This is a genomic window from Candidatus Lokiarchaeota archaeon (assembly GCA_014730275.1).
Lineage (GTDB): Archaea > Asgardarchaeota > Thorarchaeia > Thorarchaeales > Thorarchaeaceae > WJIL01.
In genome coordinates this window covers 147,783-170,852 of record WJIL01000132.1, presented here as the reverse complement: position 1 = coordinate 170,852, position 23,070 = coordinate 147,783, and the positions used below count along the sequence as shown (strand labels likewise).

22 protein-coding genes are annotated in these 23,070 nt (G+C 45.1%); 10 read left to right on the top strand and 12 right to left on the bottom strand.

Annotation, left to right across the window (positions count from 1 at the left end):
• Positions 1 to 15: 15 nt before the first annotated feature.
• The gene (locus tag GF309_15090) at positions 16 to 228 is read right to left on the bottom strand and encodes a hypothetical protein (protein ID MBD3160103.1); all 213 of its coding nucleotides are present in this window, start codon (positions 226 to 228) and stop codon (positions 16 to 18) included.
• 253 nt (positions 229 to 481) lie between these two features.
• On the opposite strand from GF309_15090, the gene coaBC reads away from it, so the two are divergent.
• Positions 482 to 1,774, top strand: a complete 1,293-nt coding sequence (gene coaBC, locus GF309_15085) for a bifunctional phosphopantothenoylcysteine decarboxylase/phosphopantothenate--cysteine ligase CoaBC (GenBank protein MBD3160102.1) — start codon at positions 482 to 484, stop codon at positions 1,772 to 1,774.
• A 42-nt stretch (positions 1,775 to 1,816) separates the two neighbouring features.
• Here coaBC and GF309_15080 read toward each other — a convergent pair whose 3' ends face one another.
• The 4 genes from GF309_15080 to GF309_15065 all read right to left on the bottom strand — a co-directional run bounded on the left by GF309_15080 (position 1,817) and on the right by GF309_15065 (position 7,848).
• Positions 1,817 to 2,158 carry a hypothetical protein gene (locus GF309_15080; protein ID MBD3160101.1) on the bottom strand — a complete coding sequence of 114 codons (342 nt, stop codon included), beginning with the start codon at positions 2,156 to 2,158 and terminating at the stop codon, positions 1,817 to 1,819.
• Positions 2,159 to 2,275: 117 nt separating this feature from the next.
• Positions 2,276 to 6,109, bottom strand: coding sequence for a hypothetical protein (locus GF309_15075; protein MBD3160100.1), 3,834 nt, complete (start codon positions 6,107 to 6,109; stop codon positions 2,276 to 2,278).
• A gap of 130 nt (positions 6,110 to 6,239) precedes the next feature.
• Entirely contained in the window at positions 6,240 to 7,106 is an 867-nt protein-coding gene (locus GF309_15070; GenBank protein ID MBD3160099.1) for a tetratricopeptide repeat protein, read from the bottom strand.
• Between the two features lie 43 nt (positions 7,107 to 7,149).
• Positions 7,150 to 7,848 (bottom strand): GTP-binding protein, encoded by a 699-nt coding sequence (locus GF309_15065; GenBank protein MBD3160098.1) that lies wholly within the window; start codon positions 7,846 to 7,848, stop codon positions 7,150 to 7,152.
• Between the two features lie 250 nt (positions 7,849 to 8,098).
• Between GF309_15065 and GF309_15060 the strand changes: the two genes are divergently transcribed.
• Positions 8,099 to 8,263 carry a hypothetical protein gene (locus tag GF309_15060; GenBank protein ID MBD3160097.1) on the top strand — a complete coding sequence of 55 codons (165 nt, stop codon included), beginning with the start codon at positions 8,099 to 8,101 and terminating at the stop codon, positions 8,261 to 8,263.
• Between the two features lie 300 nt (positions 8,264 to 8,563).
• Positions 8,564 to 9,949, top strand: coding sequence for an RNA-splicing ligase RtcB (locus GF309_15055; protein ID MBD3160096.1), 1,386 nt, complete (start codon positions 8,564 to 8,566; stop codon positions 9,947 to 9,949).
• Here the strand turns inward: GF309_15055 and GF309_15050 are convergent.
• The 4 genes from GF309_15050 to GF309_15035 form a co-directional block, all read right to left on the bottom strand.
• Entirely contained in the window at positions 9,946 to 10,860 is a 915-nt protein-coding gene (locus GF309_15050; GenBank protein MBD3160095.1) for an EamA family transporter, read from the bottom strand. The two genes, GF309_15055 and GF309_15050, sit on opposite strands and share 4 nt — an antisense overlap.
• A gap of 12 nt (positions 10,861 to 10,872) precedes the next feature.
• Positions 10,873 to 11,403, bottom strand: coding sequence for a hypothetical protein (locus tag GF309_15045; GenBank protein MBD3160094.1), 531 nt, complete (start codon positions 11,401 to 11,403; stop codon positions 10,873 to 10,875).
• Positions 11,393 to 11,746 carry a single-stranded DNA-binding protein gene (locus GF309_15040; GenBank protein ID MBD3160093.1) on the bottom strand — a complete coding sequence of 118 codons (354 nt, stop codon included), beginning with the start codon at positions 11,744 to 11,746 and terminating at the stop codon, positions 11,393 to 11,395. The genes GF309_15045 and GF309_15040 overlap by 11 nt, the downstream gene beginning before the upstream one ends.
• Before the next feature lie 118 nt (positions 11,747 to 11,864).
• Complete coding sequence (locus tag GF309_15035; protein ID MBD3160092.1) at positions 11,865 to 13,679, bottom strand: GTP-binding protein; 1,815 nt, start codon at positions 13,677 to 13,679, stop codon at positions 11,865 to 11,867.
• 144 nt (positions 13,680 to 13,823) lie between these two features.
• On the opposite strand from GF309_15035, the gene GF309_15030 reads away from it, so the two are divergent.
• Positions 13,824 to 14,738, top strand: a complete 915-nt coding sequence (locus tag GF309_15030; GenBank protein ID MBD3160091.1) for a GNAT family N-acetyltransferase — start codon at positions 13,824 to 13,826, stop codon at positions 14,736 to 14,738.
• A gap of 276 nt (positions 14,739 to 15,014) precedes the next feature.
• Here GF309_15030 and GF309_15025 read toward each other — a convergent pair whose 3' ends face one another.
• Positions 15,015 to 16,154: a hypothetical protein gene (locus tag GF309_15025; GenBank protein MBD3160090.1), complete on the bottom strand. Its 1,140-nt coding sequence runs from the start codon at positions 16,152 to 16,154 to the stop codon at positions 15,015 to 15,017.
• Between the two features lie 425 nt (positions 16,155 to 16,579).
• On the opposite strand from GF309_15025, the gene GF309_15020 reads away from it, so the two are divergent.
• The 6 genes from GF309_15020 to GF309_14995 all read left to right on the top strand — a co-directional run bounded on the left by GF309_15020 (position 16,580) and on the right by GF309_14995 (position 21,056).
• Positions 16,580 to 17,077: a DUF4430 domain-containing protein gene (locus GF309_15020; GenBank protein MBD3160089.1), complete on the top strand. Its 498-nt coding sequence runs from the start codon at positions 16,580 to 16,582 to the stop codon at positions 17,075 to 17,077.
• A complete protein-coding gene (locus tag GF309_15015) occupies positions 17,074 to 17,811 on the top strand; it encodes a hypothetical protein (protein MBD3160088.1) in 738 nt (245 codons plus the stop codon). Before GF309_15020 ends, GF309_15015 begins: the two co-directional genes overlap by 4 nt.
• Positions 17,812 to 17,819: 8 nt before the next feature.
• Entirely contained in the window at positions 17,820 to 18,440 is a 621-nt protein-coding gene (locus GF309_15010; GenBank protein ID MBD3160087.1) for a hypothetical protein, read from the top strand.
• A gap of 19 nt (positions 18,441 to 18,459) precedes the next feature.
• On the top strand, positions 18,460 to 19,098 hold the full coding sequence (locus GF309_15005; GenBank protein MBD3160086.1) for a hypothetical protein: 639 nt from the start codon (positions 18,460 to 18,462) through the stop codon (positions 19,096 to 19,098).
• Position 19,099: 1 nt separating this feature from the next.
• The gene (locus tag GF309_15000; GenBank protein MBD3160085.1) at positions 19,100 to 19,906 is read left to right on the top strand and encodes a hypothetical protein; all 807 of its coding nucleotides are present in this window, start codon (positions 19,100 to 19,102) and stop codon (positions 19,904 to 19,906) included.
• Between the two features lie 61 nt (positions 19,907 to 19,967).
• Entirely contained in the window at positions 19,968 to 21,056 is a 1,089-nt protein-coding gene (locus GF309_14995; GenBank protein ID MBD3160084.1) for an inositol-3-phosphate synthase, read from the top strand.
• A 41-nt stretch (positions 21,057 to 21,097) separates the two neighbouring features.
• Here the strand turns inward: GF309_14995 and GF309_14990 are convergent, their stop codons facing one another.
• Positions 21,098 to 22,222 carry a M20/M25/M40 family metallo-hydrolase gene (locus GF309_14990; protein MBD3160083.1) on the bottom strand — a complete coding sequence of 375 codons (1,125 nt, stop codon included), beginning with the start codon at positions 22,220 to 22,222 and terminating at the stop codon, positions 21,098 to 21,100.
• A gap of 100 nt (positions 22,223 to 22,322) precedes the next feature.
• On the bottom strand, positions 22,323 to 22,913 hold the full coding sequence (locus GF309_14985; protein MBD3160082.1) for a GTP-binding protein: 591 nt from the start codon (positions 22,911 to 22,913) through the stop codon (positions 22,323 to 22,325).
• Positions 22,914 to 23,070: the final 157 nt, after the last annotated feature.

Sequence of the window (23,070 nt, the reverse complement as noted above, 5' to 3'; positions counted from 1 at the left end):
CACTCACAGGCAACTCTAAATCAGATATATCTTGCACCAGCGATAACGTGGTGATTCAGTCCGCCTCATATATTCTTTGCCTTGGGAGGGGCAAGCTTCACCTCCCAGTCTAATCAGCAGTATGAAAAGAGACTGAGTTATGAAAAGAGACTGAGTTGAATGACCCAAGTCTGATACCGCTTGGGCGAATGCTTTGTAGCGGGTTTCCTTGTCCATTTGTTCAGTCACTAAGCCTGTCCCCCCTTAGTAGGAAAGCAAGTCAGCACGTGGTCAGCACCCACCAGTAAGAAGTCAATTAGACGAACTAGGACACATTGTGCTCTCTGCCGCAATCCCCCAATTCAATCAAATCCTCACTGATTTCTAGTCAAATGTATTTGCATGAAATATAAGACAATCCTCTCCATATATCTTCCTTGGGAGAATGAATGGGTGATAGCCCCGCTTTCTAATTCTAACGTGATTCATCTTTGTCACTCGGATGTGTCGCTCAGTTTATCAGTATGTAATTCATGGAAGTACACGGTTGCTGACCATGAAACACACTTCCAAAATGATTACAGGTAGCTATAGCAATGCCCTTGCAGGTAAGAAAATAGCTCTCTGTGTAACAGGTAGTGTTGCAGCAGTTACGACTACTTCTCTAGCTCGACTACTAATGCGTCATGGAGCAGACGTCTACTGTGTCATGACCGATGCATCCAGAGAAATTGTTCACCCATATTTGCTGGAGTGGGCTACCGGCAACGAGGTAGTTGCCCATCTGACAGGACAAATAGAACATGTCACGCTAGCAGGCAAGCACCCAGATAAGGTAGACTTGGTAATCATCTCTCCGTCTACTGCAAACACCATCGGCAAGGTAGCCAACGGTATTGACGATACACCAGTAACCACAACTGTTTCTTCTGCAATTGGAGCAAGCATACCGACATTAATAATTCCCGCAATGCATCAGTCGATGTATGATCATCCAGCTGTAGTAGAGAACATAGGAACACTGAGGAAAATGGGAATTAGGGTGTTATCGCCAAGAATCGAAGAGGGCAAGGCAAAAATCCCCACCACTAGAACGATACTAGAGCATGCAATTCAACTGGCCACTCCAAATGATATTGGCGACCGCAAGTTTGTCATAACTGCCGGTCCCACAAGAGCTTGGATTGATAGTGTCCGTTTTCTCACAAATCCCTCAACAGGGAAAATGGGAATTGCTTTGGCAGAAGAAGTGTGCTCACGAGGAGCAGAAGTTGATTTGATTATCGGACCCACGGATGAACCAACGCCGTCGCTTGCTAACGTAGTATCAGTTGAGACACCCGAGGAAATGCTGGACGAAGTTATGGAATCGCTTTCATCTGAAGACACGGATGTGTTCATCTCTGCTGCTGCTGTTTTAGATTATCAACCTAAACATAAGACGGAGGGGAAACTAAAATCCGAAAAGAAGCAACGGGAAGTCAAACTTGTTGCTACTCCAAAGATAATTGAGGAGGTCCGGAAGGCACATAGCAATCTATTCATTGTGGGATTCAAGGTTGAGGTTGGTCTTGAGGAGGAAAAACTAGAAGAAAGCGCCCGGGAGAAGATTAAGGCTGGCACCTGCAATCTCATGGTTGCAAATGATGCCGCTAAGAAAGGTGTTGCCTTTGGAACAGACACGAATCAAGTCATGCTGGTTGGAGAAAACGGTTTTACTCAGAAAACCCCCAAGAAGAGCAAAAGAGACATCGCTCGAATCATCATTGATGAAGTAATCAAAAGGCTTGAGTAGTACACCCAAGACCGTATTCAGTTCATGTGCTCATATATGCAACTACAGCACGTCAGCAAGGCTTTCAGCCATTCGTTGCATATCTACAAAGATGAGTCCAAGTTGGGCATCAGCCTTAGCTAGAACAAGTAATAGAGCACTATCGCCCACTGACGTCATCAAAGTGTAACCTTTGTCACCTTTCACATAAATCTCCATCAGATTTCCACGATCTAGTTCCCGTGTGGCTTTTTCACCTAGGGAAAGCATGGCAGCACTTATCGCCGCAACTCGTTCCTGTTCACTCTCGGGAAGTGCAGCTGATATCATGAGACCATCAAGTGATACAAGGGCAGCTCCTTGAATTCCTGGCGTAGTCTCGAAATCCTTTATGGCGTTATTGATTCTATCAACGCGGCTTGACAATGTTGGCTTACCTCTGTTATATATCAGCGCTAAGAATAGAAGATTCCACGGTCTATAAAATCTTGCTATGATTAAAGAGGGGTCATATTTAGCACGTTACTCAACCCCAAAGAACTCCTTGGGGTCAAATTCCTCGTCCTCTTCTTCCTTTTCTTTCTTAGTTTTATGATTTTTTGGCGGAGAATAGGTACTCCCACCGAAATCAACAATTTTTTCTCCCTTTCGACGTTTCCGGTAAGACCAAACAGCCAATATCACAAGAACAGCGATTCCAACAATGGTGATTGGTAGCCAAGGGGAAGGACGAATGTAGAGGTAGTCGTCGAAATGAAGGCTAAGAGTATCATAACCAAGTTTCCGAGCGGTCAAGACTAAATCATAGTAGCCGGTTCTATTACGAGTCCATTCTTCACCTAGCGTTATTTCGTAAAGTCCATCTCCTACATGTCCTACATCTACGGTGGTAGAATCAATCCTAGCTTGAATATCAGCATCTGAAATAGGGTTACCTTTCCTATCAGTAATAGAAATTGAGATGTCGACCCGGTCACCGCCCCAAATGATTTCCTGAGATAGGGCTATTTCTGTTAGCATCAACGACGGTTCGCGATACCACAGCGCAGAATTTTCGATGAATGCATCTTTGGAGTTTCCAGTAGGATCTAATGTCGTAAGAGCCACTTTCCCGAACCCGGATATGCCAGCAAGGAGGATAGGGGCACCATCTACACCAGCAAGTGGAGTAAAATTCGATCCGTAGCTCGTAAAAGCACCTAGGCAGGTGATGTTCTCGTCAATAGAGTTAGGTGTGGTTATCAGGGGATGCTGTTCCTCAGTGATGGAGAACTGCGAGCTAGCAAAACCATCAGAAAATGAGAAAGTCCACGGTAGCCAAGTTGCATTTGTATTTATGCCCATGATGATTAGTGAACCGCCATCTTGTACATATTCCTGGAAGTCTTGAGCATACTGGGTCATCCAATCATTGAATAACGACAAAGAAGCAGGCTCTATCAGAACAGCTCGGCGTAGATTGAGCAACCACATGAAATCGGAGCTATTAGAATCAGAGTAGAAATCGTACCCAATATCAGCAGTTTCGAGGCTGCTGGGCAAGTAATCTGTACTGCCTAGAGCCGCAATAGAAGCGACACCACGAGCCGGCGTATGAGTTCCATAGGTGTTAGAAGTAGGATCGCTGGAGGTAATCCGAGGCGTTGAATCTGGCTCATAGAGATTAATTTCGGGATCTCCAAACAAGATGTATTGATTGGCATAGTCTACAGGCTCATATCCAAGCGGATCAGAATAGTCCATAGAAACGGTATCAAGAGCAGATGTAAGGGCTTCTCCAGTAGCGGTGCCATTTGCTAGTGATTCTATGACAAGTGTTGATAACAGACCCGCTGCTCGAAAATAGACAGTTCTCGGCGAACCCATAACACCCACAGCACCGTGTTCCATCAGTTGAATTGGTAATTGGGAACCGCCTAACAAACAAGCGGTCAAAAAGACAATAGGTGATCCAATATTATCAACTGCACCTGACAAATCGTTGGTAGTTCTTATGACGTGGTGAGCATTTTCTGCGGTGAAGGCCACAGGGTTGACAAGTTGGTCCGCATCTTCACTACTCTCCCGATTTGATACACTTTCCTCAAATCCGTAAGGACTATCAACATCGCGGAATGAGAAATATCCGACACCATTGGGTCGGGCTGGAGGATCAGCGGGATATCTCGTGAGAGTTCCATGGGTACTGAATGCCCATAGAGATACCTGAGTGTCTAGGCTGTTGAAGACCTCGTTTACACCAACATGCATCAATGTATTGAATCCCATGTCCTGCAATGGGTCACGAGTATCTTCAATTTGGTAGATGTTGCGAACATTACCGAAATTGTCGAAATAGCTGGCTCCGTCCGTATATGCATAGAGCGAAAGCAGGGTATCATCTGAGGATTCTGCTGTACGGAACAAGAAACGGTGGAGAATAGCTTTTGAAATCATAACAGAAGCCAGTTCAGCATTTCTTGCGGGAATTCTCCCGGGTGAGAAATGGGTTTGCAATGATCTGTCAAAACTCGGTTTTATGAGATCGATTGGAGACAGTAATACCGTCGATTGGCCCGCTGATGAGTTGTAGGCACCTCGCGTATCTAGGAAACTCTCGAAAGTATCTACACTTTTGCGCATTGTGTACATATTCGGTATACGGTCGTCATACCAACCATTCTCAGTTCTTGTAGAATAACGACTGGTCACATAGATTTCGATTTCAGGACCTATTTTGTATGGAGCCCATGTGCTTTCGGCCATTGTGGTAACTTGGTTATCATCTCCGCAAAGTGAGAAGATTGGGGCTCCATGAAACGCTCCGGAAAGTGCAGCAGCGGGATAGAATTCATTGCTGGAAACCTGAGGTACCGTAGCAATAACATCATTCTGTCCTGAGAGGGTCTTAATCCAGTCAGTAACCATAGGATAGTTATCCAAAACGCTCAGGATGCCTGTGGTTTCCAGTTGGGACTCTACTTCAGTTGAGTGTATGTTATGAGGGTCGACAAGAATGACTACCTCAGCTCCTAACCGATTAGCAGCATCCAGTGTAACTGTCGGTACAGTTCTTTCGCCAGTATACAGTAGCGGCGCATTCATAAGAGATGCCAGTACCGCAGCGTTGGCACTGCTCTCGAAATATGAGTCCGGATTGGTTTCCATTCGCTGTATTTGCCAGCTCAATTCGACATTGTTCGTTTCGCCATTTGGATCCATCCAGGCCCCAACCGCTTTCCACGAACCAGGACTAGGATAAGGAACTTCAATGGAATCGCGACCAGCACCCGAAAGCAAGCTCCCAGCAGGTGCCCATTGAACCATTTTTCCCGAAGGGTCAATCAAAGCTAGGTTGATGTTAGTCCCTGCATTGTCCCAATTAGCCGTCAAATTGAGCCATTTAGCGTTCTCTGGAACATTGATTTCTTGCGAGAACCCAGGATAGTATGTAATATCACAATCCATGGAAACAGGCGCAGAAATGGGGGATCCAATCTCAACCTGCATCGTATATTCGCCTTCTAGCGTCTTAGGCAACCAGAAATGCAGTGGGACTAATTCATCAACGAAACTTGGATTCCGTTGATATCGAGTTTGACGCGCAAGAGAATAATCGACTGTATTGCCATTTGGATCAATCAATTTATGCGTGAAGTAATTTGTTCCACTCCAATCGAAAGAACCGTATAGCCACCCGGCATTGGTTGGTGGAGTAAATGGGATGGATGCACCACTACTGGGTTGAACTGTTGTAGATGTGTTGTAGGAAGCAGGACTTGAGCCATCCAATGAATGAATTGAATTTCCAGATGTTGTGTTGAGAGTGGATAAATCATCATTTGCCATCCCAATGACGACTGTATCTGAAGAAGCCCAGTCTGATATCGCAAGTTGCGCCGCAACTTCAGCTGATGAATCACCTTCTATATGGGGAAACACCTCCGTTCCAAAGGACTCTCGAAAAGCCATGCTTTCCTGAATCGAAAAATCCCCGATTGTCACCAGTTGTTCTAGGCCACCATCAACAGACAGATACTCTTTCCAGTCATCTATGAACCAATCTTCTGAATCTGAACTCGATGAAAGAACCACCGGGGATACATACTTCGTTCCATCATGACTGAACACACTAGTCGGTACGGCTGCCATGTAAGAAAATTCGTCAATGTATGAAGTTGAATCAGGGGACACGAACACGGAGCGACGCATTGCTGTGTAATTCTGTTCTTGTCCGTTCGCCATTTTGAACTGAACAGGATTCCTGGACTCTCTTACGGGCAAGGTTTGAGGAGAAAAAGCCGAAGGAAGAAAAAGGGTACCCAAAAGAAGAATCATCGCAATCAATGAATGAGGTGCCTTTTGTCGATCGAGCAATCTGGGGATTCTCCTGTCTTCAAGCAATCAGATTTGCCTGAGTACAAATAGCCTTTTCCCGGACCGGCCGGGGGAAGACGAAAGGCTAGGTGAAACAATCTACTGTTTCTTGTTGAAAATCTCTCAAATCTTAGATGCCGGGAATATCACCAAAATCGTCATCATCGTAATCCTCATCGTCATCTTCCTCTTCCTCAGGAAGCTGATCATAGATTGCATCAGTTATCTTTCTAAGTCGACGACGAGTGGCTTTTGGAATATCCCAATACTTGCTCTCGGCCCGCTCGATGACTTCTCGAGTAATCTCGAATAACTCTGCGTCGAAGTAGTTCTCTGCAGCTTCTGCGAAGTACTCGGCTGCCTTCTTCTGATCATTTTGCAGCTCGGAAATATCGCCTAACAACGACAGGGCATCACCAATGCCAGCTTTGTCATCGATGTCCTCGTAAATCTTCAGAGCTTTCTTGAACTCTCGCTCGGCTTTGTCCCATTCCTCTTGTTCTGCCTGAGCGTTGCCAATATCCATGCGTATGCTTGCCATACCCTGCATATTGTCCAAGTCTTTGTATATTCGCTTGGCTCGTCTAAATAGGCTAATAGCTTCATCAAACTCATCAAGCCCGAGCTTCGTGAGTGCAAGTGCATACATTGCATCTGCAGTTCCGCTGTCATCTGAAGCCTGTTCGAACATATCAATCGCAGACTGGAGGGTCTGCTCGGCTTCTTCCAGTTCTTCATTGTTCATCTGAGCTACGCCAAGATTGTACAAGGCATCGCCTCGACCTTCTGTATCTCCTAAACTCTTGAATAGTTCGAGAGCCTCTCCGAAGCTTTTGAGAGCCTCATCAAATTCGCCAATACTCATGTAGTAGTTACCGGCAGTATTGAAAGCACGAGCAGCCATTTCTTCTTCTCCGGCATCTTTAGCCGCTCTCGCCCGTTCCATCAGTTGTACCGGGTCGAAGTCCATTTCTTCTTCGCTCATGAGGCTCACCATTGAATTTCAGATTCTATCTTCTTTTGACTCTTTCTGCTTGTAACTAAGCCATTACAAGTACAGGGTTCTCTAACAACGGCATAACAGCATCCTTCACAAAGAACCGCCTGTCACCAACATCTACTTCTAGCAACTTCCTGAGCTCGAATCTGCGAAGGTGACCAACTGCTTGCTCACGAGAAATATTCAAATCAGACATGAGACCTTGTAGTCCGTCATCAGCACCGCTATACTCCGCGAATTTTGCGAAAACCTCACTCCATTGCATCATAGCCAAATAAAGCAAAGTCCTCAGAGTGTTTTCGACATTCTTACCTGTCTTGGCAGAACAAGGAATAACAGGAAGTCCAGCCAAGAATTTCATGCTTTCTCGAAGCTCATCCACTCTTCTAGCTTCTTCTAGGTCCTGCTTATTCGCAGCTACAACACAGGGAACACCAGGAAGAAAGAAAGCAATCTCTCTGAAGAAAAGCTTCGCTCGAGCATCAGCCTCTGGGTCAACGCTGTCCACCACAAATATTATTCCGTCTGCTCCGGAACTCAGAATCTTCCTCATTGTCCGAAACCGTAGCAGACCAGGTGTTCCAAAGAGGAAGACGTTTAATTCAGGAAGCTCGGCTACTCCATGATCCATGGCTATCGTGGTACCTTTACGCTCAATGTTGATGCAAGCACCATTGGTCAGACTGTGAATAATCTCGCTCTTCCCCGCGGAATGGCTTCCAGTGACGACAATTTTCATGAGTTTGCACCTATATGTGAAGCAAATTTCGTTCCAAGTTAGATGGAACGATGTTCACCGTTAGTTGAGTGGAACGGATTTCACATATTAAATGATTTGCCGTCGCTTACTTAATACGAAGACGAAAAATCCCGGGGAAATGAATGCTCTGTCGAAGGCAATTTCGATAATCGTCATACCTACTAACAAAGCAGTTATATCGTCAAAACACGTATTTTTACATAGAATATCATTTGGAGTGAAAATCTGAATGGCGCAAGTTAAGAAAAACCTGAAGCACGAATTCTGGCTGTTTCATGATGCCGAAGTTGCAGAAATCCTAGAGTTGCGGAAATTCATTCCACCTCAGGTCGATACTGAAGCACTTGAAGGTATCGATGAGCTCTTCGACAAGCTCAACCATCTTCTAGAGTGATTTGATTTCAGTTAATATATTCCGCCGCTTCAGAAACTGAGTGATAACCAGAAACGCGGTATCACATGAACCGATAGATATTGTTTCATAGTTATCGTGGTGAATTATTTAAACCGAACCCTCAATTTTTAATGCAAAAAAGGCATTGAGAAGTATACGAGCTTTATCTCGAAAAATGACGCTTCATAAGCCTTATAGCATGATTTACCTGAGCTTTAGATTGAATAGGTTTTGGTCACATTGAATGCGGAGAAAGTCGGTAATCTCACCTATGAAATTTCCAAGGGTACACAAGACTGCATGCGGGTTCCAGTACGAATCTACGCATCGAGCAAGCTAATCCAACAGATTCGTAGAGATAAAACACTTAACCAAGCCACAAATGTTGCCTGTCTCCCTGGAATCTACAAGCAGAGTACGGTGTTACCTGACGGACATCAAGGGTATGGATTTCCCATTGGCGGAGTGGCAGCAGTTGACTATGAGGAAGGTGTTGTATCCCCAGGAGGCGTTGGATATGACATCAACTGTGGTGTCCGCGTTCTGAGAACAAATATGGACGAAAAAGACGTTCGTCCGAAAATCAATGCACTCATCAATCGGCTCTATTCTGATGTTCCCACTGGTGTTGGCCGAAAAGGAAAGATCCGCTTAGATACAGATAGGGAAATCGACAATGTTCTTGAAGGTGGTTCGAAGTGGGCGGTAGAAAATGGCTTTGGTTGGGAAAGTGACCTTGAACATACAGAAGCTAATGGCAATCTCGAAATGGCTGATGCCAGCAAAGTTTCAGATCACGCGAAAGGCAGAGGCAAGCCCCAGGTTGGAACACTCGGTTCAGGCAACCACTTTCTCGAAATACAAAAAGTCGACCAAATCTACAATGAAAAAGCAGCTAAAGCTATGGGTATAACCCGAGAAGGGCAAGTAACCGTCATGATCCACAGTGGTTCAAGAGGATTCGGCCACCAAGTCTGTAGTGACTACATAAAGAACATGACCAGGGCCATGAAGAAATACAACATCGATGTTCCAGATAGACAACTTTGCAGCGCACCAGTAACCTCACCAGAAGGACAGGCCTATCTGGGCGCGATGGCTGCAGCGGCCAACTATGCTTGGGCGAATAGACAAGCAATGATGCATTGGACTCGAGAAGCTTTCTCCAAAGTCCTAGGTGAAGCCCCTGAAGATATGGATATGCAGCTCATATATGACGTTGCACACAACATGGCAAAAATCGAAGAGCATGAAATCGACGGTAAGAATCGCAAGGTAGTCGTACACAGAAAAGGTGCAACTCGGGCATTTCCACCGCATCATTCAGAGACACCGACCGCATACAAGGAAATCGGTCAACCAGTGCTCATTCCAGGAACCATGGGTACTGCATCCTATGTCCTCGTAGGAGATCATCGAGGTATGGAACTCAGCTTCGGTTCAACAGCCCACGGCGCAGGACGGATTATGAGCAGAACCCAGGCGAAACGCGACTTCTATGGCAGAGATGTGCAGCGTAGACTCGGCGGAGAAGGTGTCGTTGTTAAAGCTCAGAAAGGGGCGGTAATAGCAGAGGAAGCGCCGGGCGCATATAAGGATGTAGATGAGGTTGTGCGGGTCTCAGACGAGTTGGGTATAGCAACCAAGGTTCTAAGACTCACCCCGATGGGCGTCATCAAGGGCTAGAGTTCTGCCTTTGCTGAGCTTCCCTTGGTAGCAACTTCGAAGAGAACCAGTGCAACACCAATGAGAATGGTACAGAACCATAGGGCAGTGGTAGGATGGGGAATTTCATTCAAAAATATCATAGCAAGGATGGTAGCCCCAATGGGTTCACCAAGTACTGCAGCTGATACAACGTAGGCCGGAACAAGTGTCAGTAGATAGTTATTTACAGAATGGCCAAGAGCCGTTGGGAAAATAGCAAGGGCCAAGAAGATGATTACTTCTGTCGGTTCCAATATCATGACATTCACACCTGTGAGAAGGCAGAAACCAAGAGTCGCAATAGCTGCTGTGAAATACACCACTGAAGTATAGACAGAAACAGGTAATCCTTTGGCATATTTCCGTCCGCCTATGAAATAAAGAGCGAGAAAAACAGCACCTAGCAAAGCTAAAAGATCGCCAACAAGCGCCACCCCGCCTATTAGTTCGAGGTCGTTCCACGTCAACATGATTGCACCGACTACAGCTATGACTATGCCAATCCAGGATTTTTTCCCAAGCTTCTCGCCGAGAACAGAGGTAGAAAGCACAGCTGTGAAAATAGGGGACGAGTCAACAAGAACAACACTGGCAGCAACGGTAGTAAGGAACAGTGAAGTAAACCAAGTGGAGAAATGCAGGCTCAATACGATACCGATGAGAATGAGCCATTTCCAGTTTTTCTTCATGTGAGGACTCTGATATCGAGCAGTCTCACCTTTCAAAGCAGCTAAACCAGCCATGAGAATAGATCCGTAGAGTGTTCGCCAGAAAACAATAGCGAGAGGGGGGGAAGCGCTGAACCTAATGAGGATACTAGCACTTGACACCATGGAAACAGATAACACTAGAAGAAGGACAATTTGTGCAACATCACCTTCTTCCTTCAAACACTCACAACCCTACTCGGACAAATCTGCACCACATTGGACACAGTGAATCTTATTGTTTCTAGTGCTTGCGACGTCAGAAGGGCACGAGCTACACTGCTTGATTATGAGATTATGCAGATTCAGTCTCTCCAAAACACGGGTAATATCATCCAAATCTCCATACTCGAACAGAGCTTTGCCACTAGCACCAGACACCATGTACGAAAGCCGCTGAGCCTCGGCATGGCGGAATAGTAGGAGAGGCTTTCCAAATTCTATCGACAGCATGAGTTCCATACCGACTCCGTGAGATGCGTTAGAAACCTCAGCAATTACAAAATCCGCCGCCCGCACTTTTTGAGTATCTCTTTGAAAAATCTCAATAGGTTCAGAAGGACCAAGAAACTGTGGAGCAAAGACGTCTATCCCTTCATCACGTAGAAAATCGACAATATATTGGTAGAAATTGTCTTTTCGATTTTCTTTGTGGATAATTGGACCTGATAGATAGCATAGAGTCATTTCGCTCATTTCCAGGTTAGTTTTCCAATCAACTCTCATTGTTCTTGGTATTATTCAGGATTTCAGAAAGCTCTGGCAAGCCTGCATCGCCTTCCAACGTCTGGAACTCTCCAGACCTACCCAGCGAGAGCTGAATCTTTCCTTTGTACTCCTTTGCCCACCCGTCTGTAATTCGAAGCACTTGGCCAGCTTTGACATCAGAACCCGCTCCAAATCCCCATAGTGTGAAAACAGCCGTTCCAGTTTCATCACCCACGAGTACCTCCGTCAATTGTGTCTTCCTTCCGCTCCGAGTTCTAATGATACGAGCCGGTGCTACGGATACAACACGGACGGTCAATTCAGGTATGCCGCTATCGGGTTCGACGTCCTCAACTTTCAATGGAATCACTTGTCTTTATTCAGAGAGGTTCCTAAATCAGTCTTACGAGAGGCACATAAACGTACTTTTGAATAAAAATAATTAGTAGAAATGCGTCAAACTAATTCAAAGTTTCAAATTATGACTCTTCTACAGATCTATGATCATCGCCTGAATCGGATCGTTTTCTTACAGAATTAATATCATGCTGTAATTTCTTCTTTGAATCCATCTCGCCCAAGATTTGTTCCATCTCGCGGATGGCTTCTTTATCGGGTTCACTCGAGCTATCAGATTCCTTTTCACATTTAGGAGATCTGACAACGCATTCAATGTCTCCGAGTATTTCTTCAAGTTCTTCTTTCGTGTTTTCTTCAAGCTCGGCAGTGGTCTTTTCTTCTTCCTCTTCGGTGGGCAATGTTTCATCGCTGGAAAAGGCCTCGAGAGCCGCATCTAGTTCCTCACCGCTTGCTTTTTCTAAATCGGAGGCGACAAGATCGTCCGCATCCAGAGCTTCTGAAATAATCTCTTTTGCCATTTCACGACCGTTCTCGATGGCTTCTTTCTTTGTCTTCTGGTGATAATCGACTGCTCTAGTGTCCCACTCGGCTTTTTCTACAATGGAGGTTTCTCCAGTTTCTTCAGCTTCAACTATTTCACTCGTAGATTTCCATGATATGTCGACATGACCAGTTTCCGAATCTTCGGAATCAACCACTTCCTGTGTTGTTTCCAAGGAGAAAGCAATGGGCTCCTCGGTTCTGGAATGCCCATCTTGCACCGAAACAGCTTCTTGGTCATCAACGGTTTCATCCCCCATCTCAGAAACTTCGATTCCAGAAATTGCTTCAGATTCCGCGGACACTTCTGGGACAGGTTCTTCTGCCGGTTCTTCGTCCTCTACAACCTCGACGACCTCTTCGATAACTTCGTAATCTCCCTCAGCCTCATCAATGATTCGTCCCTCCTCATCAACAAGAACCGTCTCTACCACCTCAACCTCTTCTTCTTCGGCCTTAGTCTTTTCTTCTTCTTGTTCTTTGATTACTTCACTGGGTTCTGCATCTACGAAGGTAAGAACTTCTGAGGGTGGTAAATCAGGCACAGATACACCCACGTATTGGGCCGCAGCATTCATGAGAAGCCTCAGCATTTCCTCGCGGCGATCTTTGTCTATTGCAACCATTGGATATGTAGGCACACCAAGTATTTTCTGAACAACTTCAGGTTTCATCGCCTTGGGTTTGTCCTGTTTATTGGCTATAGCAAATACAGGAACCTTAGGAGCATCACGACGGATCATCTTCAGGATATCCTTGCTGATGATTACGTTCCGTAGTGTAGAATCACAAACAAGGAAGATTACATCGGCACCGTGGAAATAGAACTTCCATAGCTTCCTGAATCTCTCCTGTCCGGCAAAGTCCCACAAAACAAGGCTGTAGTTGCCGAAGCGAATGTTCTCAACCGTCTCCAAATTAAGAGCGATTGTTGGGACATATTGAAGCGGAGGTGAATCACCCAATAATAGGTGGAGCGTCGTGGTCTTTCCAACACCTCCTTCACCCACCAGAGCTATTTTGAGTCGCGTCGTGACTGCGTCCTCAATCAGATCTTGGTAGTTCTCGACAATGTAATCAATGCCTTTTTCCAAGTTATCGCTAAGGACCTTTTTGGCTTCATTCAAGCGATCGCGAATATTGCTTTCGTCTTCTGATTCGTCAGTTGCAAATATGAGAAGCAAATCTGATTCTATTTCAGTAGCCATAAATTTGTCATTACCAATACTGAGTGGCAGTTCTGGAGTTAGTTCATTCCCAGACTGTTCGCGAATCTCTTCTCGAGTCTCGATGAATTCGTCTACCTGTTCCTCTCTCACTTCTACTGGCCAATAGCTAGAATGGGCGATAATTTCGCCAGACGGATTCTTTACGAGATAGGTGTTATGAATCAAGCCTAATCACCGCTTGAGAGAGTTGCCTTTGCATGACATCAATATCATCTTTCTGAAGGCCAAATTAAATCTTCGTTGTCCATCGTAAACTTATTCGGTGGTGCTAATATTGCCTATGTAAGATTATAGGCAGAGGTAATCACCATGGTTGCTGACGGATTTATGATTCAAAGGCCCGTAGACAAATCCCTTAATCTAATCGCTGAAGAGATGGCAAATCTCTATAATGCAGTCGAAGGGCATGACAACCCTGACTTTCAACCTAAAGATGCAGCATTCTTTGAAAAGCTGTACGCGCCTCTCGATTTAGAAAAAGATCTTGTTCTTGCATGGAATCCTGAAGGTCATCTCGACGGAATGGCTCGAATATATCAAATGGATGCATCGGCCATCGGTATCTCGGTCAATGTGCGACCTAGTCGTAGAGCCGTAGGAATCGGCTCCAGACTTTTTGATGAAATACTGAAAGAAGCAATGTCTCGAGAGTATGCAAAAATCAAAACAATAGTTTCCAGCTATCGCCCATATATCATATCTCTGGCAAAGGAAAAAGGATTCGAGAGAGTGGACACGAAAATAAGAATGGAAACTGAAATCTCTGATGATCTTCTTGAGAACAAAGAAGACACAAGAATACAGATTACCGAAATGAAATCTGAAAACCATTTAGACCTCTGGAAGAAGTTGCAGGATTCGATATTCGCAGATTCCCCGACCTACGAGCCAATGTCTAGAGATACACTATACGCATTCCAGCAGAAATCTGGCTTCATTGGTCTTCTTACATACCAGAATGGCGAGCCTATTGGATATTGTGCAGGCTGGGAAACAAATCCAAACAATTTTTTCATTTTTGGAATAGGACTTCTTGAAGGGTATCATAACCAAGGCTACGGAACGGTGTTGCTTACCAAGGTTTTACACGAAGCCAAGAAACAAGGGATGTCGAAATCAAACCTCTTTGTTGAGGTGAATAATGATCCTGCAATCAACTTCTATAAGAAGAAATTCAAATATGAAGAGAAATACAGACGCATTTATTTTGAAATCGATAAATAGAACCGGGTACAAGCGACCAGAAAACAGCCGTCTCGTACCCGCAGGCCTTTTCCATCGTGGAGCGACCATTTTCTAAGATACGTGTGGTATGTTGCAGCTGAGAGTAATATCCCAACTGTGCAAGGGGACCAATGCAAGAAAACCTGTGCAAATTTTGGGACCGTGCGTGTTTCGCAACAGGTTTCTTCGTACGGGGAAAGCCACGTACCTCAGACAGCTACAGTTTCACATGGGTCAATAAGAACTTTACTGGTCGGTGGAGAGGCTACAGAAAAATTACCGGGGGAAATTGTCCCTGAGTAGCCGCAAATGCTGCTCTACAAGTTCCATTTGCCGGGTATCATCTGGATCTTTTTCCAATTCCTGTACTAGAGTCTGCAGGAAATATTCTGGGAAGAATAGTCGTACACGGATATCGTTGAGTAGGAATAACCAACGATCATATTCTCCAGACGGTTCCTTGCGGCGCTTTTCGGACACGACTCTGTACTTCTTCAGGGTCTGTATGGCTTGACGTAGTTCCTTCGGTGGGATTCCCAAGGTTGCTTCAAGCTCCGGAATGTTCACCGGTCGCTGCCGTAGAATGCTCAATATGTCATAACAGTCAGGATCCGACAGGATTTCGGCTATAGCGACTGTGTCTTCAGGCGTCTTTTGCCATTCCGTGAGAAACTCAAGCACTTCAGTCTTGTATTCAGCTGCAAGTTCGGGATCGAGTACTTCAGACGCAGTTTCCATAGCCAGTAGAGGTGGTGCCCGGAAAACTTCTAAGTCTTTAATCATGAAAACACAGGTTCTGCCAATCTCATCAACCCATTCGACTTTGGCTATTCCTAGCTCCTCAAACGGGGCAAGGATTGAATCGACACTTACACTTGGGAGGCCTGTTACCATCTTGAGCCATTCTTCAAGGTCTTCCTTTGAGATGCCGCCCTTCCAGAGTTTGGGGAATACAGCCCGTGAGACCTCGTCAGCAAAAAGACGAGCCAATCTTGACTCATCAGCCATTCCTGCGAGGCGAATAATCCGGCGGTAGGTGTTCTCAAGCTCTTCTTGCAGTTCCGCATCAGTCATTGAAACAACTGCATTCATCAACGGAGATACTACCGAAGTGATTGCTGCCTCGTATACCTTTGGATCTTCCGAAGGGCCAAGTAACAGCGAGATACAGTATTGTTCTTCCTCACGAACAATACCCGTATAATACGAAGCGACATTGTATTCTTCTCCGCCAATACGAACTGTCAGCGTAGAGAATCCAGCTGTAGCTTCTCCCATTGCGTGAGACGTGAAAATTCGCATGGCTTCAGTGTTAAGATCTTCTTGATAGTATTCCGCAAAATCCTCCGGCACCTTGGCCTTGAGAACTGCTCCTATTTTGCTATCCCAATCAATCAACAGCATGGCGACAGGCATTTTCTTCCCTCTTCGGACGTACGAACGGCTGGCCTGTTTAAACCTACGTTAGTACCAAACGTCAACTACGTTGCTATCGAACGTGAGCTACGATAAAAAGGTTGTCGATAATCACTTCGCATTATCTCAATCTCTTGGAATCCATTGTCATATCTAATAACACCAGACAATCAAAGCCCTTCTGTTGCAAATAGAGCGGCTCTACTATACGAATAATGGAAAAAGTTGTTCATATCAACAAGTAAGTTCCTGATTTTTCAGAGTAGAGCGGGCAGTTCTATGTTATGCTCGTTCTTGATTGTAAATCCGATATTCACAATTCCCTCTAATGGATTCCTGATTTGAAATATGAAATATGGCAAGTCTTATATTTTGGTCAATATCGTTGTAGGATAACATATCCTATAATTTGGTGAATTGCTATCATGAAACGGATGGTACTTGTCATTTGTTTAGTCCTAGTGATAGTAACTCCCCCTTCAACTACAGCGGATGGCAGTGCATCTAATCACGTGCCGGCTGCCAGTGGAATAACAGTGACCATCGAGTTTGGAAACGGAACAGAACAATCGTATTCTGAAGTAGAAGGACAAACTGTGCTCGAAGCAACTGAAAACGTAACATCCGTCGATGTCGACTGGTACGGGAATCAAGCCTTTGTAACGTCGATAGCAGGTGTGACTAACGATGCAGAATCAGGGTTATGGTGGCAATATTGGGTTAACAGTGAGTTGGGATCTGTGGCTGCAAACAGACACCAGCTCAATGACAACGATACGGTCGTCTGGCACCGAATTCCACCTGCATTTTCGACCCCAACGCAGAGTAGTAACGACCCGTCGACCCTAATCGCGTTGGCAATTCTACCAGTTATCGGAATACTTCTGATATCCATATTTTATCTCAGGAGAAAGAGAAAATGATCAATAAGACAATAATTGCACTAGTGATAACAAGCTTGGTATTCTCACCTCTGATGGCAAGCGCAGAATACCATACGAGTCTTGAACCCACACCTGACGGTAAGACCACTATTTCATGGAATATTGAAGAGAGCCCAGATGTACCATTTGAGTGGGGTTGGACTGGAGAAGGAGCCTGGATCGCAGAAGAAGGTTCTTCAATGACATTCAGCATCGACAACATCAGTGATGTCATCGAAGGAACATTGCATATTGGGAATCTCTCAGTAGATACGAACGATACCACTATTGCTAGAGAACTAGTAATAGGGGTTTGGGGCGTGACGCCATTCTTCCCAGGATTGGTTGTGCCAATCGGGGATGCGAATATGGAGAATCTCAATGAGACCGCCAGAGAATCTGCTGAAAGAGTGTCTGGAAATTACATGAACGGAACAATGAATTTATCCAAGAAGACTATTGAATCTCGTGGCTCGGAGTACGATTGTGTCACTTATGACTATCAACAAGACCCTACTGACTATGGTGAGCCACAAATTACGCACCTAGCATACGATTTAGAGACAGGAGTTCTTGTATGGGCAAACACCAGCTACTCATTCGGTACGCCTTACAATCTGTGTCTTTCCCTAGAAATGATAACGCCGCCATCTCCGAATTCGGTTCTTGCGCTGATAGGTATTGCAGTAGTCTCAGTCATTTCTCTAATCGTGATAATCAAAGTGCGAAAGTGAGTTCAGACATGAAACAGGAAGGGGAAACCCGGTATCGTATTCGGCGCACGCGGTATGTATCTATTGCCGCAATAATGACTGCATTGGCTCTGATAGGAATGTATGCTCTTGTAGGCATTCCCAATGTGGAACTTGGAACAGCCATTCTCTTCGTTACTGCGCTGCTATTCGGCCTTGAAATGGGACTGGGTTGTATGTTGACAACCGCAATTCTCTATGGATCCTTCAATCCATGGGGTGGCCTTATTCCACAGATATGGCTCAGTCAAGTGCTCGGTTGGTTGGTAGTTGTGATTGTCGGGAGCTTTATCGGACATCAAAGCCCGAAAACAGAAGAGTCCAGATACAACGGCGGAGTATTTTTCTCCCTCGGTGCTGTCTTAACAATCTATTTTGATGCCATGACCAATCTGGGTTATTCATTGGCAACAGGAATTCCCTATAGCACGGCGTTTATAGTGGGACTTCCCTTCATGATAATACACGTCATATCCAATACTCTCATCTTCGGATTTGCAGTCCCTCTTCTTGAGTCAATAATAAGAAGGGAATTTGGTAATGATATATGGGAACCCGTTACTAACAAAGACCGTGTGAATAGTTCAGGAACGGTAGAAGAATGCGTTTGATATAGGAGGAGATGAATTCGTGCATTGGAAGAAACAGGTTAGAAACTTGGTAAAACCAGCTGAGGGACGGGTGTCACCGTCTTTCGAGCCCCACCATGTTGCGGTTGCAATCGTAATGATTGGACGAAGACAGCCCCTCGGCCGATACGAACTGTGCGACAGTATGTCAATTGGTGAAGGAAGCACAAGAACTCTACTGAAACGTCTTGGAGAAGGAGACTACATCACCGCAGAGGGTAGGCAGGGACAGAAACTAACCGATGTTGGTCAGGAGCTCTTTGATGCAATATCAAATGATATTCCTAGGGGCCTCTATCTTGACCTCGAAGAGCTCACAACACATTCGAAATCCTACTGCAACTTGGTGAAAGGAAAAGCAAATGAAGTTACAGATGGCATCAGACAACGAGATGAGGCCATAATCAAAGGAGGTTATGGTGAAGCAGGGGCAACAACCCTAGTCTGTAGAAACGGGCTATTACTAATGCCTCCAGATGATTTTAACCCCCTTCTCAGATATGAAGATGAAACCCTCCTTATTATGGACAGCCTCCGACCTAAGGACAAGGATGTAGTCGTTATCGGTTCAGCAGACAATACCGGACTGGCTAGAGAAGTCGCGATGGCTGCTGCTATGACACTGATTGGTGAAGAGTAGTATGCAATCTGACATTTATGGGAACGTACCGGACGTCGTTATTGACGTTCATGAAACCAAAAGTAAGCGACAGAACTCTGTGAAACACTTGATTTCAATGCTTGAAGAGGAGGAAATCAACTACACGGTAGAGAAAATACCCATTGGTGACGTTCTGGGTACTGAAGGAATTGCCATAGAGCGCAAAACCGTGACTGATCTTGTTCATACACTAACTGGAAGTAAATCGGGTGTACCGCGCCTAAAGAAACAGATGGATGCCCTTCTCGAGTATGAACAACCGTATCTGCTCATCGAGAATTTACTCGCCATTCGTCGTGACCCTTTGAAAGGATGTATTTACGTTCCGTTTTCCTCGAAGAAAACTAAGAAGAAACATGGATATTATGTTACAATGGAACGAGCTAGTTTCATACATCCAAACTCACTGGATGGGTTAATTGATAGCATTCGTGATCGCGGAATTGAGATTCTAGAGGGTTTCAATGCACTGCATTCAGCGGGTCTTCTTTTTGGGATTCTTAAGGGTGAAGAAAACGATGATAGGGAAAGTACTAGGCTACCAGTAATCAGAACTCGAAAAGGTCTCGATTCCATGAGCGATGAGCAAGAGTTCTTTGTGGCTGGCTTTCCCAATATCAATGCCGTTAGAGCTAGAAGCCTGTTAGAGGAATTTGGAAGCCCATTTGAAGTCGTTACTCGTACGGACGAATGGCAGGAAGTTCACGGAATAGGGCCGAAAACCGTGGAGGGGGTACGTAAAATGCTCTTTTCCAACTACGAACCTGATAATAATGACAAGCCGTAGCATTTAATAAATGCCAACTATTTTATGACCAAAGAATAGTTGCAAATCAAGGATGATGAACATGGGCGATGATGTTAGAATTGCTATAGCTGGATTGGGCAATTGTGCCTCTGCACTCATTCAGGGTGTACATTACTACAAAGATGCCAAGGCGGATGAAGAGATTCCAGGTTTGATGCATGTTGATTTTGGCGGTTACTTCCCTAAGGATTTGAAATTTGTAGCTGCCTTTGAAGCAAATGAGCGAAAGATAGGCAAGGATATCTCCGAGGCTATTTGGGAGGAGCCTAATTGCTGTGCGAAATTCGCACCCGATCTACCCAAGACAGGTGTTGAAGTGTTACCGGGTCCCATTTCCGACGGTGTTGCGGACCATATGATGGACTCATTCTTCGCATATGACGATGATGTTGAACCCGTCGATGTGGCTGAAGAACTCAGAGAAGCAGAAGCTGATATGCTAATCAACTACCTGCCTGTCGGAAGCGCTGATGGTTCCCGGATATATGCAAAGGCTGCTCTCGAGGCTGGTGTGGGATTCGTCAATGCAATTCCCGAATTCATCGTTTCTGATCCAGAGGATCCAATCACCAAGAAGTTCAGAGAACGGGATATTCCTTGTGCTGGTGATGATATCAAAAGCCAGCTAGGTGCTACTATTCTTCACAGAGTGTTGGCACAACTATTCGATAAGCGTGGTCTGATTGTCAACAATACATATCAGCTAAATATCGGAGGGAATACCGACTTTGAGAATATGCAGGTTGAGGAACGGCTCAGCTCGAAAAGGGTCAGTAAGACAGAAGCAGTAACAAGCTGCGTTAAGTATCACCTGCCAACCAAGATTGGTCCTAGTGATTATGTCCCATTTCTTGACGATAATAAAGTATGCTACATTTCGATGAGAGCGAATTCTTTCGGAGACCTACCAGTTGATGTGGATTTGAAGTTGTCAGTCCAGGATTCGCCCAACAGCGCCGGAGTTATCATCGATGTGGCAAGGGCTATCAAAATCGCACTTGACCGAGGCATTGGTGGCGAGCTTTCCAGCATCAGCTCATATTCATTCAAGCATCCGCGCTATCAAATAGATGATTTCGAAGCACGGAAAAGAGTAGATGAGTTTATAGCTGGAGAAAGAGAGCGCTAGGGTACGCAAATCGTACCCCAGCCATTTTTTTCTATCACTAGTTATAGCTCGGTGAAGCTTTTCGCCGTTTTTTCATCAAGTCGTTGAATAACTTCAACAAGTAGCGTGACAGCATTTTCCACATCATTGAAGTCAAGCATACCATGATGTGAGTGAATATGCCTGGTCGGGATACCAATAAACAGAGAAGGTGCACCCATTCCAGTTATGTGGATTATACCGGCATCTGTACCGCCACTTCTCAAAAACGCTGGCTGATGTTTAACCCCAATTTCCTCAGCGATGTCTAACACAAACTTCCTGAATCGAGGATTGGGTATCATTGAACCATCGCCTGCTGAAATAGAGACACCATTCCCCATTTTCTGTACAAGATCCTTTGCACCAGGAACATCACCAGAAATGTCAACATCAAGGGCGAATCCTAAATCAGGCTTTATCATCTGTGCAGCAGTTCTAGCCCCCCGAAGACCCACTTCTTCCTGCGCGGTTGATACAGCATAGATGGTATTAGGATGACTTAGGTCATTAGTGCTAAGACGACGCAAGACCTCCAGTACAATGAAAACACCAATCCGATCATCAAAAGCCTTAGCGACCCCAACGGTAGTTTCATGGGTTCTTTCTTCCTCACCATCCTCATCCTTCTCCTTCCTGGTTCGTTCCATTGTGCGAAACCTTGCATGAGGGACAGCGGGATCACCTACTCTAACTCCTAATTCTTCCACTTCCTCCTTGGAACTGCAGCCAATATCCATATACATGTCCTTTAGTTTAACTGGCTTCTTTCGCGTCTCGGCGTCAAGTACATGCGGTGGAGGTGCCCCAATAACACCGATGATCTTTTCATCACCTTCAGACGGTTTGATGACAACCTCTTGAGTGAGGAGAGTCTGGTCCCACCAACCACCTAAGCTATGGAATTTCAAGAACCCGTTCTTCTTTATCTCGGTAACAACGAATCCTATCTCATCTACATGTCCGGCAAGCATGATTTTGGGTCCAGAATTCCCGCGTTTGAAAATGACAGATCCCATCCTGTCATACATGACCTCGTCCGCAAATTCTTGACCATAATCCCTAGCAATCCGTTGGGCTTCTTGTTCAAATCCGCTAGGTCCAAAAGCATTACAAAGCTTCTCTAGAAAGTCTATATCCAAGTCCATTGTTCAGCTTCATCCTTCGTGTAATATGACGCACAAACTCACGATAATTATGCTTATCGGCAGCACCAAACAGAGAATCACAGTTCAGATGAGCAAGTAATCAAGGTATCACATTTTCAGCAAGCATTTCGAAAGCTCTCTCAACATTCTCTCCGGAGAGGGCACTAGTCTCAAGATATCCAGCCAGTCCTTTTTCAGCAACATACTCACGGCCTTCATGAGTTCCAACAACTCGTTGATCCTCCAGGTCAATTTTGTTGGCTAAGACAATAATAGGAATAGAGGTGTTCAAAGCTTTCTTGGTTTCTGCAATCCAGTTGTCAAGTACTCGAAACGTACTTTGCCGAGTAGTATCGAATACGAGCAACGCTCCTTTTGCTCCCCTATAGTAACTGTGCCTGATAAAATCAAATCGCTTCTGACCAGCCAGATCCCATATGAGTAGTTTCACTCTTCTCTCATTGCCATTTGAGTCATTTACTGGTACAACTTTGACCGCAAATTGGCTTCCGATTGTAACTATATATTGGTCGGTAAATCGGTTCGTTAGAAAGCGGTTGACTAAAGCGGTTTTTCCGCTACCTCCAGCTCCAATCATCACAACTTTCCGTACGTAGTGGAAATCCTTGGCTGAACTTGACACTAAGGAGTACCCCATTTCAATCGTCCCATTAGGTTCCGTCTTGGACAATGCGTACTAGTCTAAGGGAAACGTTTTTGGTTTTCTTCTGGTACAACACATATAGCCTTTTTCGGGTCAGACTGTCATAAATCATTCAGAATGGCGCGGGTCTCATTCAAACCAGAAGATATTATATTCGCGCGTGAAGGTGAAAAGTCACGCCGGG